General features: G+C 54.5%; 14 protein-coding genes. 8 read left to right on the top strand and 6 right to left on the bottom strand.

Annotation, left to right across the window (positions count from 1 at the left end; translation table 11 throughout):
• Positions 1-3 precede the first annotated feature (3 nt).
• Positions 4-768: a flap endonuclease Xni gene (gene xni / locus WLO31_RS16225; RefSeq protein WP_435927663.1), complete on the bottom strand. Its 765-nt coding sequence runs from the start codon at positions 766-768 to the stop codon at positions 4-6.
• Positions 769-949: 181 nt separating this feature from the next.
• Between xni and WLO31_RS16220 the strand changes: the two genes are divergently transcribed.
• Positions 950-2,134, top strand: coding sequence for a PLP-dependent aminotransferase family protein (locus WLO31_RS16220; protein WP_435927662.1), 1,185 nt, complete (start codon positions 950-952; stop codon positions 2,132-2,134).
• 32 nt (positions 2,135-2,166) lie between these two features.
• On the opposite strand, the gene kdgT is transcribed toward WLO31_RS16220, so the two are convergent.
• Positions 2,167-3,144, bottom strand: a complete 978-nt coding sequence (gene kdgT, locus WLO31_RS16215; protein WP_435927661.1) for a 2-keto-3-deoxygluconate transporter — start codon at positions 3,142-3,144, stop codon at positions 2,167-2,169.
• 416 nt (positions 3,145-3,560) lie between these two features.
• On the opposite strand from kdgT, the gene kduI reads away from it, so the two are divergent.
• Positions 3,561-4,397, top strand: coding sequence for a 5-dehydro-4-deoxy-D-glucuronate isomerase (kduI, locus tag WLO31_RS16210; RefSeq protein WP_435927660.1), 837 nt, complete (start codon positions 3,561-3,563; stop codon positions 4,395-4,397).
• 191 nt (positions 4,398-4,588) lie between these two features.
• Here the strand turns inward: kduI and WLO31_RS16205 are convergent, their stop codons facing one another.
• The 4 genes from WLO31_RS16205 to queF all read right to left on the bottom strand — a co-directional run bounded on the left by WLO31_RS16205 (position 4,589) and on the right by queF (position 10,231).
• Positions 4,589-5,953: an L-serine ammonia-lyase gene (locus WLO31_RS16205; protein ID WP_435927659.1), complete on the bottom strand. Its 1,365-nt coding sequence runs from the start codon at positions 5,951-5,953 to the stop codon at positions 4,589-4,591.
• Positions 5,954-6,025: 72 nt separating this feature from the next.
• Complete coding sequence (locus tag WLO31_RS16200) at positions 6,026-7,315, bottom strand: HAAAP family serine/threonine permease (RefSeq protein ID WP_435927658.1); 1,290 nt, start codon at positions 7,313-7,315, stop codon at positions 6,026-6,028.
• A 594-nt stretch (positions 7,316-7,909) separates the two neighbouring features.
• Positions 7,910-9,274, bottom strand: coding sequence for a nucleotide 5'-monophosphate nucleosidase PpnN (ppnN, locus tag WLO31_RS16195; protein ID WP_435927657.1), 1,365 nt, complete (start codon positions 9,272-9,274; stop codon positions 7,910-7,912).
• A gap of 114 nt (positions 9,275-9,388) precedes the next feature.
• A complete protein-coding gene (gene queF / locus WLO31_RS16190) occupies positions 9,389-10,231 on the bottom strand; it encodes an NADPH-dependent 7-cyano-7-deazaguanine reductase QueF (protein WP_435927656.1) in 843 nt (280 codons plus the stop codon).
• A 68-nt stretch (positions 10,232-10,299) separates the two neighbouring features.
• On the opposite strand from queF, the gene syd reads away from it, so the two are divergent.
• The 6 genes from syd (at position 10,300) to WLO31_RS16160 (ending at position 16,148) form a co-directional block, all read left to right on the top strand.
• Entirely contained in the window at positions 10,300-10,848 is a 549-nt protein-coding gene (gene syd, locus WLO31_RS16185; protein WP_435930639.1) for a SecY-interacting protein, read from the top strand.
• A 652-nt stretch (positions 10,849-11,500) separates the two neighbouring features.
• A complete protein-coding gene (locus WLO31_RS16180; RefSeq protein WP_435927655.1) occupies positions 11,501-11,830 on the top strand; it encodes a YqcC family protein in 330 nt (109 codons plus the stop codon).
• Positions 11,830-12,612, top strand: coding sequence for a tRNA pseudouridine(65) synthase TruC (gene truC, locus WLO31_RS16175; protein WP_435927654.1), 783 nt, complete (start codon positions 11,830-11,832; stop codon positions 12,610-12,612). Before WLO31_RS16180 ends, truC begins: the two co-directional genes overlap by 1 nt.
• A gap of 15 nt (positions 12,613-12,627) precedes the next feature.
• Positions 12,628-13,077, top strand: coding sequence for a flavodoxin (locus tag WLO31_RS16170; RefSeq protein WP_435927653.1), 450 nt, complete (start codon positions 12,628-12,630; stop codon positions 13,075-13,077).
• Between the two features lie 372 nt (positions 13,078-13,449).
• On the top strand, positions 13,450-14,802 hold the full coding sequence (locus WLO31_RS16165; protein ID WP_435927652.1) for an MFS transporter: 1,353 nt from the start codon (positions 13,450-13,452) through the stop codon (positions 14,800-14,802).
• A 5-nt stretch (positions 14,803-14,807) separates the two neighbouring features.
• Positions 14,808-16,148 carry an enolase C-terminal domain-like protein gene (locus WLO31_RS16160; RefSeq protein ID WP_435930638.1) on the top strand — a complete coding sequence of 447 codons (1,341 nt, stop codon included), beginning with the start codon at positions 14,808-14,810 and terminating at the stop codon, positions 16,146-16,148.
• Positions 16,149-16,170 lie beyond the last annotated feature (22 nt).

Below are 16,170 nucleotides of genomic sequence, written 5' to 3'. Positions count from 1 at the left end.
ACATTATGAGCGGCTGGCGGGCAGCCGCAGCTGCTGCAAATTCCCGTCCAGCTTTAAATCCGTCTGCAGGCGTGCAACCTGCCGACAGATAAAGGCGCTCTCTTTATGCGCTTCCAGCTTTTTCCGCCATTTTTCCGGGACTTCATCCAGCCGCTGATACAGCGCTTCAAGCGTTGAGAACTGGTTTATCAGCTGCGTTGCGCTTTTCGGCCCAATGCCCGCCACGCCCGGAATTTTGCTGCTGCCGATCCCTGCCAGGCCCCAGAAATCGGGCAGCTGTTCGGGCAGAACGCCATACTGTTGCGCAATAAAAGGCGCATCCAGCCAGCGTTTCTGAAAGTAGTCGCGAATTTCAATCGTGGGGGCGAGCAGCTGGCAAAAACCTTTATCCGTGGAGATGATAGTGGCGCGATGGCCGCCCGCTGCGAGCTTAACGGCAAGGGTCGCCGCGAGATCGTCCGCCTCGTTCCCCTGCGAATGCCAGCAGGCCACGCCGCGACGGGCGAAGGCTTCCCGGATAGACGGCATTTCATGCTGCAGGAATTCTGGCATTGGCGCCCGTCCGGCTTTATAGTCCGGTAACGCCTGATGCCGCCAGCCTTCGCGCCGGTCTTCATCGTCAAACACCGCAACGGCGTGGGTTGGCCGGCTATGGCTTAACAGCTGCTCAAGGGCATGCAGACAGGTATCGACGCAGGGCGAGCCCTGCACCGCATGGATACGGCGGATAAGGTTCAGGGCGTCGACGATAAGTAGATGAATGTTCATTGTTTTTCGCTTTATATAACGACTCGGCCTACTTTAACATCTCCCCGTGCGGGGGGCGAACCTGAGAACGTGATTTGGGAAAGCGCCTCGCAAAATCATCGCTTTTAGTTCTGCAAAGGCATTGCTAATTAATTTGGTTGCTATGTATATTTTAAGCGAACAGAAAATCAGAGATAACAATATGAGCAACAGCACGCACCTCGCACATCGTATCCAGAACCTGCAGCCTTCAGCCATCCGTGAACTTTTAAAACACAGCAAAATGCCGGGCGTGATTTCGCTTGCCGGCGGTATTCCCTCCCAGGAGCTGTTTGATAAAGAAGGCCTGGCGCAGGCCACGCAAAAGGTAGTGGATGAGAACTTCAACGACGCTTTCCAGTACGGCTTAACGGAAGGAAATGTCGAACTTCGTCAGCAGCTTGTTGCCCTGTGCCGGGAGCGTGGCATCACCACTAATCCTGACCAACTGCTTATCACCTCCGGTTCTCAACAGGCGCTGGATCTGTTGATTCGCGCGCTGGCAAATCCGGGAGACGTATTTGTCGTTGAGCGCCCGACCTATCTTGCGACGCTGCAAATTCTTAGCCTTACCGAAGCGACGGTAAAATCCGTAGGCGGCGACGAGCACGGCATGATCGTTGATGAACTGGAAGCCTTGCTTAAAACGACCCGCATCAAGTGCGTTTATCTGGTGCCGACGTTTGGCAACCCGAGCGGCACAACGCTTAGCGCTGAGCGCCGCGAGAAGCTGGTAAAACTGGCCGTTGAGCATGATTTCGTCATCATTGAAGACGATCCGTACGGCGCCATCAGCTTTACCGAAGAGCGTCAGAAAACGCTTTTCCAGGTCGCGGCGGAAAGGGGCAATCATGAGAACGTGGTCTATACCTCAACCTTCTCTAAAATCCTGGCGCCGGGCCTGCGTGTGGGCTGGTTAATCCTGCCGGAATGGATGAAGCAGAAAGTGGCTATCATCAAGCAGGCGACCGATCTCCATGCCAACTCTTTCTCGCAGTCGCTGGTGGCGGCTTACCTGACGCTGGGCCGGTTGAACCCGCAGATTGCGCTGATTCGGGATGCCTATAAGCAAAAATGCCTGAGCCTGTCGCGTTACCTGCAGGACGAGCTGGGCGAGCATATCAGCTTTAACCAGCCGCAGGGCGGCATGTTCCTGTGGGCGAAATTCCGCTACGAGTTTGATACCACAAAGTGGCTGCAGCGGACGCTGGAGAAAGGCGTGGTCTACGTGCCCGGCGAGTTCTTCTTCAGTGATAACGCGGATAAAAAGACGCTGCGTTTCTCCTATGCGACGGCCACGGAAGAGCAGCTTTATGAGGCGGTGCAGCGGCTGAAGTCGGCGCTGTAAGTCAAAAAGGAGCCTTGCGGCTCCTTTTTCTTTTAGTGGTGCGGTGCTTGCTGCACCAGCTCTTTTTCTTCCATCTTGCCTCCTATGCGCCGCGAGTACAGTGCGGTAATGATCGGTACGAGAATCGCCGTGACGATAACGCTTGCCGCTACTAGCGCCGTGGCTGAAGCGGCCACCGGCTCAAACGCCGGATTAATCTGCGCAATAATGACCGGGTTTGCCACCGCAGCGCCTGCCGCAGATGACGCGGCGATCCCTGCGGTACCGTTACCGCCGCCAATAAATTTGTCAGCCAGAATCAATGGAATCCCGGTAACCACGATAACCGCTACGCCCAGCATAATGCCCAGCAGCCCGGTATCCATAATCACGTTCAGATTGATGGTGTTACCCAAAGCAAAACCGAAGAACGGAATAAGCGTCGGGGTAGCTTTGCTGAAGAAGGCGCGGAAATCGTGATCCAGGTTACCCAGGGTGAAGCCAATCAGGAACGGCAGCACGGCGCCAATAAAGTGGTGCGGCTCAAAGGAGGCCAGGCCTGCGGACCCCAGGATTACCATGGTCATCAGCGGGCCGGATTCCAGCGACATTAAAACAAACGCGCCGGATTCTTCTTTGGTGCCGTACTGGTTCATCAGGCCGCCGTTAGTCATGTCCATGGCCGAAACAAGCGCCAGCACGGAGAGGCCGGCAAACATGCCTGTCTGAATACCTTCATCAGGAATAAAGGAAGCGGCAATCATTGCCACAACCCAGGCGACAGCAATTTTTGTGACAACCAACGTGCCGGATTTACGCAGCACCGTACCGGTTGCCCGTAAATCGATAGAGGCACCGATACAGAAGAACCACACCGCAAGAACAGGAACGGTGCCGCTAATCATTCCTTTAGTAAAGGAGCCGAAGTAAGTTCCGGCGTCGGGCGCGAAGGTATTTAACATCGCGCCAAGCAGCAGCGGAATGAGCATCATCCCGCCAGGAATACGTTCGATATTCGCTTTAATTCTCATAAAAATTTCTCAACCTTCTTTATTAAACATCCGCGGTACGGCTTAAAAAACCCGCAAGAGTTCGCAATACAAATATTTAATTTTTATTGGGTTATCTGCATTGTCCGCGCAAATTACGAAAACCTTCTCTTCAGAGCAGGCCTGGAGTGGTGCTGTGAACGATCTTTTTACGAATGGTTAGGCTCCGAAAGATAGTGTATACCTGCTACTATCCGGTTAACAGAATGGTGATTCAATCAAAATGAAACGTTATTTCAATTTAGATCACATTATTTTTATCTAACGACTGCTAAAATATTTATTAAGAGGTTTAAATGTAAATATCCTGTAATTAAATATATTTAAATTGTAGTTTTTCATTAATAGTAACGGGAGTGATTAGCACATCCGTTTGAATACGCCAGTGAGGAAAAGTAATGGAGATTCGTCAAAGCATTCACAGCGACCATGCGAAAACGCTTGATACGACCGGCCTGCGCAAAGAGTTTTTGATTGAGACGATTTTTACCGCCGACCAGTACACCATGACCTACAGCCACATTGACCGCATTATTGTCGGCGGCGTAATGCCGGTGACGCGTTCAGTGAGCGTAGGCGGTGAAGTAGGCAAGCAGCTTGGCGTGAGCTACTTCCTTGAGCGCCGTGAGCTGGGCGTGATCAACATCGGTGGAGCAGGGACCATCACGGTAGACGGCACCTGCTATGAAATTGGTCATCGCGATGCGCTGTATGTGGGGAAAGGTGCAAGAGAAGTCGTGTTTGAAAGCGTGGATGCGGCGAAACCTGCTCGCTTCTACTATAACTGCGCGCCAGCCCATACCACTTATCCAACTAAGCGCGTTACGCCTGCGGAGGTGGCGCCGGTGACGCTTGGCGAAGACGTCACCAGCAACCGGCGCACTATCAACAAATATTTCGTCCCGGACGTGCTGGAAACCTGCCAGTTGAGCATGGGGCTGACAGAACTTGCGCCTGGCAACCTGTGGAATACCATGCCGTGCCATACTCATGAACGCCGTATGGAAGTCTATTTCTACTTTGGTCTGGAAGAGAACAGCTGTGTGTTCCACATGATGGGTCAGCCGCAGGAAACGCGTCATATCGTGGTGCAGAACGAACAGGCGGTAATTTCACCGAGCTGGTCTATTCACTCGGGCGTGGGTACACGCGCGTATACCTTTATCTGGGGTATGGTGGGTGAAAATCAGGTGTTCGACGATATGGACCACGTCAAAGTGGGTGATTTGCGTTAAAAGCTGCAGTTAAAAAAGCCCTCTGCTGAAGGCCCTGCGACTGCTGACAAAGTCTGCGGGGGTAAATTTTTTTGGTCGCTACTTTCAGAAGCAAAGGATTCTATCTTCTGGTTTATTCCAGGCATCCGAAAACCACGCTTTTCGGATGCTTGTCACCAATCTCAAGGCCCTCTGCTGAGGGCTTTTTGTCTTTAATCGCAGGACACTTTCATCGCCAGTCCGCCGCGTGAGGTTTCACGGTATTTGGCGTTCATGTCCTTGCCGGTTTCGTACATGGTTTCAATAACCTTATCGAGGCAAACGCGTGGTTCGCTGGTACGACGCAGCGCCATACGAGCCGCATTTACAGCTTTTACCGCCGCAATCGCGTTTCGCTCGATGCACGGCACCTGCACCTGGCCCGCAACCGGGTCGCAGGTCAGGCCCAGATTATGTTCCATGCCGATTTCCGCAGCGATACAAACCTGTGCCGGGCTGCCGCCCAACAGCTCCGCCAGGCCTGCCGCCGCCATGGAGCAGGCTACGCCAACTTCGCCCTGGCAGCCGACTTCCGCGCCGGAAATGGAGGCGTTCATTTTATACAGCGAGCCTATTGCCCCGGCGGCCAGGAAGTAGCGCGCACAGGAGTTAGTATTTACTTCGCGGATAAACTTGTCGTAGTACGCCAGCACCGCAGGGACGATGCCGCATGCGCCGTTGGTTGGGGCCGTTACCACGCGGCCGCCCGCAGCGTTCTCTTCGTTAACCGCCAGCGCAAACATGTTGATCCAGTCTACAACGGCCATCGGGTCGGAGTTGTTCTTATCGCTGCTCACCAGCATTCTGCGTAAGGCTGCCGCACGGCGCGGGACACGCATTTTGCCCGGCAGGACGCCTTCAGTGGTAATGCCGCGTTCAATGCCGCTGCGCATAACTGCCCAGACGTTTGCAAAGTGCGCGTCGATTGAAGCCTGCGTATGCATCGCGCGTTCGTTTTGCATCATCAGGCCGGAGAGCGACAGGCCGGTTTCATCGCAGTGCTTGCGCAAATCGGCGGCGTTCTTATAGGGATAAGGCACCGCAACCTGCTGAGTATCTTCCTGCCCGAAGTGCGCCTCATCAACGATAAATCCGCCGCCGATAGAGTAATAAGTCTGGCTGTACAAGAGCTTATCGCCCGCCAGAGCGGTGATGCGCATCCCGTTTTCATGCAGCGACAGATTATCCGCATGGAAATTCATGCAGCAATCTACCGGGAATTCTACTTCATGCGCGCCATTAGCCAGCATCAGTCGGCCATGGGTATTCACATCCTGAATGAAATGCGGGATGGCATCGATATCCACGGTGTCCGGCAGGTTACCTGCGAGCCCCATAATAATCGCGATATCGGTATGGTGGCCTTTACCGGTCAAGGAGAGCGAGCCATAAACGTCAACAATTACGCGGGTAACATCGGGCAGTATCCCTTGCGCGATTAGGTCATCTGCGAACTGTTTGCCGGCCTTCATCGGGCCGACGGTATGAGAGCTGGAAGGCCCGATACCAATTTTAAAAATGTCGAATACGCTAATCATAATGCTTCCATTACGCGAGTGACTTTGTAGAGGGGGAAACCGCCCGCAAAAAGCGAGCGGTTTCAAGCTGAATTAGCCGAACAGGGAGTAAGAGATAGCGGAGATAGCAATCAGGCCCATTACAACAACAAATACGTTGCTGATATGGCCGCTGTATTTACGCATAGCAGGTACTTTCTGGATAGCGTACATCGGCATCAGGAACAGGATCATCGCGATAATCGGGCCGCCCAGGGTTTCAATCATCCCCAGGATGCTTGGGTTCAGGGTAGCCACAATCCAGGTTGTGACCAGCATGAAGATAGCGGTGATGCGGTTCAGCTTATTAATTTCGATGCTTTTACCTTTGCCGCGCAGCGACTTGATCACCATACCGTTGAAGCCTTCACGGGCGCCTAAGTAGTGGCCAAGGAAGGATTTGGTGATGGCGACAATCGCAATGATCGGCGCCATCCAGGCGATAACCGGTGCGTTAAAATGGTTGGCCAGGTAAGAGAGAATAGAGATGTTCTGCGCCTTGGCTTCGGCCAGATCCGCAGGGGACAGGCTCAGTACGCAGCTGAACACGAAGAACATCACCGTCAGCACCATCATGATGTGTGCATAGGAGAGGATGCGGGAGCATTTTTTCTCAGCGCCGTCGCCGTATTCGTTACGTTTTGCCACCGCGAAAGCTGAGATAATCGGCGAGTGGTTAAAGGAGAAGACCATCACCGGTATTGCCAGCCACAGCGTCATCCACAGGCCGCTGCCGGTTGCCGGCGACGCGCTGAAGGACATGGTGTCGAATGCCGCGCTGCTCCAGTTAGGGATCAGGTACAGGGCCAGCATCATCAGCGCCGCAACAAACGGGAACACCAGAATGCTCATCGCCTTAACGATCATTTGCTCGCCGAAACGCACGATGGTCATCAGACCCACGATCAGAATCAGGGAGAGAATAGCGCGCGGTGGAGAAACCATACCCAACTGGTGAGTAATAAAGCTGTCCACGGTGTTGGTGATCGCCACGCTGTAAACCAGCAGAATTGGGTAAATGGCGAAGAAATAGAGCAGGGTAATGACCTTACCTGCGCCAACGCCAAAGTGTTCTTCTACAACTTCAGTGATGTCTTCGCCTGGATTTTTACCGGACAGCACAAAGCGGGTTAAGCCGCGGTGTGCAAAGAAGGTCATCGGGAAGGCAAGAATGGCCATGATAAACAGCGGAATAAGACCGCCGACGCCGGCGTTAATCGGCAGGAACAGCACGCCGGCACCGATGGCGGTGCCGTACAGGCCGAGCATCCACATGGTATCAGACTTGCGCCAGGAACTTTTTGTCTCGACAGAGGCAATACTGCCGGTTTGTGTAGTATCCATCAACTTCTCCAGAAAGAACGATTTTTGCAAAATTTCAGTCAATAACGATGCTTATCGCATTACCAATGAAACTAAATTCTGTGTCAGGTCTTTTTTCTAGTAATTTTGACCTGTAACTATCGGCGGGCGGAAAGATACATTTATGTCATTAACGTATCAGTGATCGCGATCCCAAATGCAAGAATCTACCATTCATGTAGTTATTGGCGATATTTCAAACTGCCTGTGATCTTGCATGCCATATTTATGCGCAAAAAGACTAGCATTTGCGAAAGATGCAATAAATTAACCATCAGTAAATAGTTGATTTTTGTCTACATAACGAGGGTTAAGCAGCATTTTCGTTTTGCTATTATGCAAAAGACGTGATGTTTTGCGGGCAGACAGGATGAGGAAGGCAACCGTTTGCCTGCGCGGCGATAAGAAATAAAGGCGGCACGGCTTATCCCCCTGCCAAATTTCGACAGGGGGAACGGCGTTGTTCTGGAAACGGATAAAAGGGATGGTGTTTCTGATTTGCCCAGGCATCCGAAAATTGCGTTTCCGGGTGCCTGTCAACAAACTAAGGCGGCATGGCTGCGGCCCGTTGGGAAATCAGGTGCAGATTTCGTAACAGGGGATATAGGCGCTGCCGGGAAGCTTCATACGATGCTGCGCCACAAATCCCTGTAGCAGGTCATCCATGCGTTTCATCATCCGGGCATCGCCGTGAATTTTGTACGGACCGTATTTTTCGATGGCGTGAATACCGCCTTCTTTTACGTTACCCGCCACAATGCCCGAGAAAGCCCGACGCAAAGAGGCTGCCAGTTTTTCCGCTGGCTGATTCGGGTACAGATTGAGATCCGCCATATTTTCATGGGTTGGCTCAAACGGCATCTGCAGATCCTGCGCGATACGAATCGACCAGTTGAAGCTGTAGGCATCGCCTGTTTCGCGGCGGTTCTCTTTCACCTGCGGCATGGCTTTTTTCATCAGGCGGGCCACTTCCGGCGCGTCGTCAATGATGATTTTATAGTGGCGGCGCGCCTGTTCGCCGACGGTGCTGACGATAAATTCGTCCAGCACCCGGAAGTAATCCTCGCTCTCTTTCGGGCCGGTCAGAATCAGCGGCAGGACCTGGTCATGGTTGTGCGGATTCATCAGAATACCCAGCAGGTAGAGCAGCTCTTCTGCCGTGCCCACGCCGCCCGGGAAGATGATAATGCCGTGGGCGATACGGACAAAGGCTTCCAGACGCTTTTCGATATCCGGCATGATAATCAGTTCGTTGACCAGCGGGTTGGGCGGCTCAGCGGCGATGATCGAGGGTTCCGTCAGGCCGATAAAGCGCCCTTCGCGATAGCGCTGCTGCGCCTGGCCTACGGCCGCGCCTTTCATCGGCGCCTCCATCGCGCCTGGCCCGCAGCCGGTGCAGATGTTTAGTTCACGCAGGCCAAGCTGGGTGCCCACGCGGCGGGCGTACAGATATTCATTTTCATTAATGGAGTGCCCGCCCCAGCATACAACGAGGTTTGGCGCCTCGCCGACGTGCAGCGCGCGGGCGTTACGGAGAATTGAAAACACCATATTGGTGATGTGCGAAGAGTCTTCTAAATCCAGATTCTGAAAGCGGCCTGCGTTAGCGAGCTGGCCGTTAACGAACAGAATATCGCGCAGTACCGCGAACAGGTTAGCCTGCAGGGCGCGGATTATACGGCCGTCAACAAAGGCTTCCTCCGGCGGATTAATCAGCTCCAGTTTGACACCGCGTTCGCGGCGCAGCACGTTGATATCAAAGCTCTCGTAGCGCGAGAGCAGTTCTTTGCTGCTGTCGGTCTGGCTTCCTGAGTTAAGGACGGCAAGTGAACAGTTGCGGAAAAGTTGGTAAATGTCGCTGCTGGCCGTGCGTTTAAGCATATCGACTTCCAGCTGCGACAACATATCCATTGAGCCAAGAGGGCTAATATGTGTAATCAAGTTAACTCCTTACGGAGCGAGTATGCCGCTCCCAATGATTACAATAGCCCTGCCGCGGTAAATTTAACAACCCGAAAACCAGCAAACCCTTATGGCCTGCGAGGCATTTCGCATTTATTGGCGAACGAGGCGGCCAAATGGCGGATGGAAATCGGTACTGGTGCGCCACGGGTTGATATCCAGCCCGCCACGGCGGGTGTAGCGCGCATAGACGCTCAGGGACTGCGGCTCGCAAAAACGCTGAATGTCGTTAAAAATTCGCTCGACGCACTGCTCGTGGAATTCGTTGTGCTGGCGGAATGAGACGAGATAACGCAGCAGTTTTTCACGGTCGATACGCGGGCCGCGATAACGAATCTGCACTGAACCCCAGTCTGGCTGATGGGTAATCAGGCAGTTGGATTTCAGAAGATGGCTGACCAGCGTCTCTTCTACGATTTCGCTTCCGGCGGCATCCGCGAGGTAATCGGCATTAAATTCATAACTGTCAATCACGATATCTTGCTCGTCGATGCACTCGCCGTTGAAAGCGGCGATTTCCTGGCCTTCCAGCTCGTGCAGACGGAACAGCACCACGCTGACCTCGCCCTGCGCGCAGGTGCTCAAATCGCGTTTTAATGTTTCCTGTACGGTTTCCCAATCGCGAAAGCGCGTCTGGTTAAAGCTGTTCAGGTAGAGCTTAAAGCTTTTGGATTCCACCAGGTTGACGCTGTCGGCGTCGAGCTGGACGTGCCCGACGGCAACCTGCGGCAGGCCGTTATCGTTCAGCCAGGAGAGCTCGTATAGCGTCCAGATATCGCCCCCGGTAAAGGGCAGGTTATCTGCCTGCAGGCCTAAAGGATCGCGGTTCAGGCTGCGCGGCACGGCCTGAAGCAGGGCGGGTTCGTAGGTATCCTGGTAAGCGGTGGGCTTACCCAGCGTCAGGCCGCTCAGAGCCTGGTGTTGTTCATAAGGCATGTGTCACCAATGGAATGCGGGTACAATTGGCCTTTATTGTACCGCAGCCTTGAGGGAGTGAGAAATTGATGGATAACGATGTGCGCCAGGCGCTGGAAGCCTTCACGGAACGTTTTTGCACGCAGTGGCGCGAGCAAACCGGCGGCTGGCCCGCAAGCGAAGAGCTGTATGGTGTTCCGTCACCCTGTATCGTCACCACAACCGGCGGCGATGTGCGCTGGCAGCCGCAGCCTTTCTCCCTTGAGGACGACTTAAGCGGCGTAGAGCGCGCGCTGGATATCTCGCTCCAGCCCGCGGCCCATCAGTTTTACACCACGCAGTTCGCCGGCGACATGCCCGCGCTATCCGGCAGCGTGGTATTGACGCTTCTGCAGGTCTGGAGCGAGGAAGACTTTCAGCGCGTTCAGGAAAATTTAATCGGCCACCTGGTGACCCAGAAACGCCTGAAGCTTTCGCCAACCCTTTTTCTGGCGACCACGCAGGACGAAATGGAGGTGGTGTCGCTGTGCAACTTAAGCGGCGAAGTGGTGCTGGAAAAAATCGGCACCAGGCAGCGCAGGACGCTGGCGCCCTCGCTGGCGACGTTCCTGGCATCGCTCCAGCCGCAGGTCATTTAGCTCCTGTATAAAGCGCGCGTGTGAGAGATCTCTTACAAACGCTGTAAGAGATCGCTAACTTTTAAGCGGGCATTAGCTGACTGTGAATTTATGATTTCTTTATTTATCAGCGGTTTGATTAGATCTCGCCTGGCTTTCGAACGAAAGTTTAAGGGAACTTTCCAGCCGGGTGCCTTGTCAGAGAGGGCCAAATAAGAGATCCTGTATTCATCGACAGGACGTCGAATAGTGAAGGCGATATCAGGATGATGTCACTTCATGAGGAAGCGGAACACGTCAGGAAGGCGTTACAGGGAAGGCTTCTGGAAGAAGCAAGGAACCACTCAGGATGAGTAAGGGACACCTCCAGGACGGAGAATGAGAGCCGAATCAGGACGATCGGCGGGTCTGGAAGACTAAAGGATTTCGCGTCAGGACGATGCAGGAGACCAGCAGGACGCCGGTTGCAGGATGCAGGTACGATGGATTGTAGGTCAGGAGACCGCAGGACAAAGTTGTCACGGACGAGCAGGGAGCACCAAAAGTAGCCGGATCAGCTGCGAAACGAACCGGGAGCACTGTTTATACAGTGCTCCCTTTTTTTATGCATTTTTTCGCCGTGCCAAAGAAGTGATATGCTTGCCCGCTTCATTGGCCTACGTCTGAGGTTTTCATGGAACGCCATGCGCTGGTACGCCAGCATTTACAAGCGATCGAACAGGTTTTACGCGATCATCAACTGTGGCAGGGCATCGCCCCCCAGCCCGCCGCGTTTGCAAGCACGCAGCCGTTTTGTATGGATACGCTGGAGCCACATGAGTGGCTACAGTGGGTCCTGATCCCGCGTATGCACGCGCTTATCGACAGCAAACAGCCGCTTCCCTCTTCTTTTGCCATCGCCCCCTATTACGAAATGGCGCTTGATGCCGCCCATATCGGACGCGAGCCGCTGCTGGCCGCCCTGCAGGAACTGGACGCGCTGTTTGCAGGCGCGGCGGACTGATGCTGGAGATAATCTATCAGGACGAGTGGCTGGTGGCGGTGAATAAACCCTCGGGCTGGCTGGTGCATCGTAGCTGGCTGGACAGGCACGAAAAAGTCTTCGTGATGCAAACCGTGCGCGATCAAATCGGCCAGCACGTGTTCACCGTCCACCGCCTGGACAGGCCGACTTCCGGCGTGCTGCTGATGGGGCTTTCAGGCGAGGTGGGACGGCTGTTGTCCCAACAGTTCGAGAACCACCAGATTCAGAAGCGTTATCATGCGGTTACGCGCGGCTGGCTTGAGGATGAGGCGGTGCTTGATTATCCGCTAACCGAAGAGCTGGATAAAATTGCTGATAAGCATGCAAGCCAGGATAAAGGCCCGCAGCCTGCGGTTACGCATTATCGCGGCATGGCGACGGTTGAAATGGCGGTGCCGGTTGGGCGTTACCCGACGGCGCGCTACAGCCTGGTGGAGCTAAAACCGCAGACCGGCCGCAAGCACCAGCTGCGCCGTCATCTTTCGCACCTGCGCCATCCTATTATTGGCGATTCGAAGCACGGTGATTTACGGCAGAATCGCGCCGCAGCAGAACATTTCGGCTGCCAGCGTTTGATGTTGCACGCAAGCCAGCTTGAGCTTGCTCATCCGGTGACCGGCGAGCCGCTCGTCCTGCGCGCGCAGCTTGACGATACCTGGATGCAGATGATGTCACAGTTTGGCTGGCGCGGTATGCTCGGCGATATTGAAAAGGTTGAGTTTGCCGCAGGCAGGCGTCAGGATGAAAACCAGAAACCATAATCCAGGAAGTTAACTATGGCCGAAGTAGGTATTTTTGTTGGCACCATGTATGGAAACTCGCTGCTGGTGGCTGAAGAAGCCGAAGCGATTCTGAAAAAGCAGGGACATAAAGCGACGGTGTTTGAAGACCCGGAGCTGTCAGACTGGCAACGCTATCGTCATCACTATGTGCTGGTTGTTACCTCCACCACCGGCCAGGGCGATTTACCCGACAGCATTGTTCCGCTGTTTCAGGCCCTGAAAGATGAAGTGGGTTATCAGCCGGACTTACGCTACGGGCTGATTGCCCTTGGCGACAGCAACTACGACCATTTCTGCGGCGGCGGTAAGAAATTTGATGCGCTGCTGCAGGAGCAGGGCGCAACGCGAATCGGCAACCTGCTGGCTATCGATGCTAACGACCATCCTGAGCCTGAAGCGGTAGCCAATCCCTGGGTTGAGCAGTGGGCTAAATTATTAGGTTAAATTAAAAGGTTGTAGGGCGGGTGAGCGATAGCGCCGCCCGCCAGATTTTTGCGGCGGATAAGACCGCGCTCTACCCGCCACGCCAGGCATGCTTCACCACTCCTGTTTCCCCTCGTTTTGCCCATTTGTTGCCAAAAGCGTGAACCATCCCTCGGCTTTATGGACAGACGCCATAAACTGCTCAAACGGTGAGCGTCAAACTTGTGTCTTTGCACGATGAGGCCAGCCTGTTCCCTCCATATACTTTCTTCCGGTTAAGTAATAAAACCGCGTAAACCAGCGTAATGACTCGTTTCGCTAATAAAAATACCGTGCAAAAACAAAGCACCATTCCCGTTACCCTACAAATGCTGTTTAGTTCAGGAGTGCATCATGAACACAATTAGCCAAACGGCGAGCGTGGTCGAAAAGAGGACCAACGCCCGCTACTGGATAGTGGTGATGCTGTTTATCGTCACTTCATTTAACTATGGCGACCGTGCCACCCTGTCGATTGCCGGCTCCGAGATGGCAAAAGAGATTGGGCTTGACCCGATCGGCATGGGATACGTTTTTTCCGCGTTCTCATGGGCGTATGTCATCGGCCAGATTCCCGGCGGCTGGCTGCTTGACCGCTTCGGTTCGAAGCGCGTCTATTTCTGGTCCATCTTCATCTGGTCGGTGTTTACCCTGCTGCAGGGCTTCGTCGACATCTTCAGCGGCTTTGGCATCATCATCGCGCTGTTTACGCTGCGTTTTCTGGTGGGGCTGGCCGAAGCGCCATCTTTCCCCGGCAACAGCCGCATCGTGGCGGCCTGGTTCCCGGCGCAGGAGCGCGGCACCGCGGTCGCCATTTTTAACTCCGCGCAATATTTTGCGACCGTTATCTTTGCCCCAATCATGGGCTGGCTGACGCACGAGGTGGGCTGGTCACACGTCTTCTTCTTCATGGGCGGGCTGGGCATCATCATCAGCTTTATCTGGCTGAAGGTGATCCACGATCCTAACAACCATCCGGGTGTGAACAAAAAAGAGCTTGAATATATTGAAGCGGGCGGCGCGCTGGTCAATATGGATCAGAAGAAAGCCAAAGAGCATGTGCCCTTCGCGCAAAAATGGGGGCAGATCAAACAGCTGATTGGCTCGCGCATGATGATCGGCATCTACATCGGCCAGTATTGTATCAACGCCCTGACCTATTTCTTTATCACCTGGTTCCCGGTTTACCTGGTGCAGGAAAAAGGCATGTCGATTCTGAAGGCGGGCGTGGTGGCCTCGGTGCCGGCGGTTTGCGGATTTATGGGCGGCGTGCTGGGCGGGATTATCTCTGACTGGCTGTTGCGGCGCACCGGTTCGCTAAATATTGCGCGTAAAACGCCTATCGTGCTGGGAATGTTGCTCTCGGTCAGCATGGTGTTCTGTAACTACGTGCAGGCTGAATGGATGGTTGTGGGCTTTATGGCGATGGCCTTCTTTGGCAAGGGCATCGGCGCGCTGGGATGGGCCGTAATGGCCGACACCGCGCCAAAAGAGATCAGCGGCCTGAGCGGCGGCCTGTTTAACATGTTCGGCAACGTTTCCGGCATCGTGACGCCAATCGCTATCGGCTACATTGTCGGAGTATCCGGCTCGTTTAACGGCGCGCTGATTTACGTTGGGATCCACGCGGTTGTCGCGGTGCTTAGCTATCTGATCGTCGTTGGCGATATCAAACGTGTAGAACTGAAACCCGTCATAACAGGATGAGAATGATGAATACTCAAGCAAGCCCGATCGTTACTGATATGAAGGTTATTCCGGTAGCCGGCCATGACAGCATGTTGCTCAATATCGGCGGGGCGCACGGCGCCTTTTTTACCCGCAACATCGTGGTGCTGACCGATAGCGCCGGGAACACCGGCGTGGGCGAAGCGCCCGGCGGAGAAGTGATTTACCAGACTCTGATCGATGCAATTCCGCAGGTTACAGGCCAGGAAGTCGCGCGTATGAATCGCGTGGTGCAGAACGTCCACAAAGGCAATCAGTCAGCCGATTTTGATACCTTCGGCAAGGGTGCCTGGACCTTTGAACTGCGCGTTAACGCGGTGGCGGCGCTGGAGGCTGCGCTGCTGGATTTACTGGGCAAGGCGTTGAACGTGCCGGTTTGCGAGCTGCTTGGTCCAGGCAAGCAGCGCGATGAGGTGACCGTGCTGGGCTATCTCTTCTATATCGGCGACCGCAACAAAACCGATCTGCCTTATCTGGACGGCAAAAACGCCGGCCACGCCTGGTATGAGCTACGTCATCAGGAAGCGCTGACCAGCCGGTCGATAGTGCGCCTGGCGGAAGCCGCGCAGGACCGCTACGGTTTTAAAGATTTCAAGCTGAAAGGCGGCGTGCTGCCGGGTGAGCAGGAGCTGGATGCCGCCCGCGAACTGAAAAAACGTTTCCCGGATGCGCGTATCACCGTGGATCCAAACGGAGCCTGGCTGCTCGATGAAGCCATTGATCTGTGCAAAGGCATGGGCGATGTGCTGACCTATGCCGAAGATCCGTGCGGCGCGGAGCAGGGCTATTCCGGACGTGAAATAATGGCGGAATTCCGTCGCGCGACCGGTCTGCCTGTCGCCACCAATATGATTGCCACCAACTGGCGTGAAATGAACCATGCTGTAATGGTCAACGCGGTGGATATTCCGCTGGCCGATCCGCATTTCTGGACGCTGAGCGGCGCCGTGCGCGTAGCGCAGCTGTGTGACGACTGGGGGCTGACCTGGGGCTGTCATTCAAACAACCATTTCGATATCTCGCTGGCGATGTTTACCCACGTAGGGGCGGCAGCGCCGGGCAAGCCGACCGCAATCGACACCCACTGGATCTGGCAGGAGGGCGATGAGCGTCTGACAAAATCTCCGCTGCAAATCGTCAATGGTAAGATAGCCGTGCCGGACGCGCCTGGGCTTGGCGTGGAGCTGGACTGGGATCGGGTGCAGAAGGCGCACGAAATCTACAAGTCGCTGCCCGGCGGGTCGCGTAACGATGCCGCCGCCATGCAGTACCTGGTGCCCGGCTGGCAATTCGATCGTAAGCGTCCGGCTTTTGGCCGCGGGTAGACATTCTTGAGGACAAGGAAAG

This window comes from Dryocola sharpae (genome assembly GCF_051307055.1).
Lineage (GTDB): Bacteria > Pseudomonadota > Gammaproteobacteria > Enterobacterales > Enterobacteriaceae > Dryocola.
This window is presented reverse-complemented; position numbering and strand designations above follow the sequence as displayed.

Excerpts from the sequence above, each read along its gene's own strand:
- queF (WP_435927656.1), bottom strand. The coding sequence starts at position 10,231 with ATGCCTTATGAACAACACCAGGCTCTGAGCGGCCTGACGCTGGGTAAG.
- WLO31_RS16180 (WP_435927655.1), top strand. The coding sequence starts at position 11,501 with ATGGAACGCCATGCGCTGGTACGCCAGCATTTACAAGCGATCGAACAG.
- WLO31_RS16200 (WP_435927658.1), bottom strand. The coding sequence starts at position 7,315 with ATGGATACTACACAAACCGGCAGTATTGCCTCTGTCGAGACAAAAAGT.
- xni (WP_435927663.1), bottom strand. The coding sequence starts at position 768 with ATGAACATTCATCTACTTATCGTCGACGCCCTGAACCTTATCCGCCGT.
- kduI (WP_435927660.1), top strand. The coding sequence starts at position 3,561 with ATGGAGATTCGTCAAAGCATTCACAGCGACCATGCGAAAACGCTTGAT.
- kdgT (WP_435927661.1), bottom strand. The coding sequence starts at position 3,144 with ATGAGAATTAAAGCGAATATCGAACGTATTCCTGGCGGGATGATGCTC.
- WLO31_RS16220 (WP_435927662.1), top strand. The coding sequence starts at position 950 with ATGAGCAACAGCACGCACCTCGCACATCGTATCCAGAACCTGCAGCCT.
- WLO31_RS16170 (WP_435927653.1), top strand. The coding sequence starts at position 12,628 with ATGGCCGAAGTAGGTATTTTTGTTGGCACCATGTATGGAAACTCGCTG.
- WLO31_RS16205 (WP_435927659.1), bottom strand. The coding sequence starts at position 5,953 with ATGATTAGCGTATTCGACATTTTTAAAATTGGTATCGGGCCTTCCAGC.
- syd (WP_435930639.1), top strand. The coding sequence starts at position 10,300 with ATGGATAACGATGTGCGCCAGGCGCTGGAAGCCTTCACGGAACGTTTT.
- truC (WP_435927654.1), top strand. The coding sequence starts at position 11,830 with ATGCTGGAGATAATCTATCAGGACGAGTGGCTGGTGGCGGTGAATAAA.
- WLO31_RS16160 (WP_435930638.1), top strand. The coding sequence starts at position 14,808 with ATGAATACTCAAGCAAGCCCGATCGTTACTGATATGAAGGTTATTCCG.
- WLO31_RS16165 (WP_435927652.1), top strand. The coding sequence starts at position 13,450 with ATGAACACAATTAGCCAAACGGCGAGCGTGGTCGAAAAGAGGACCAAC.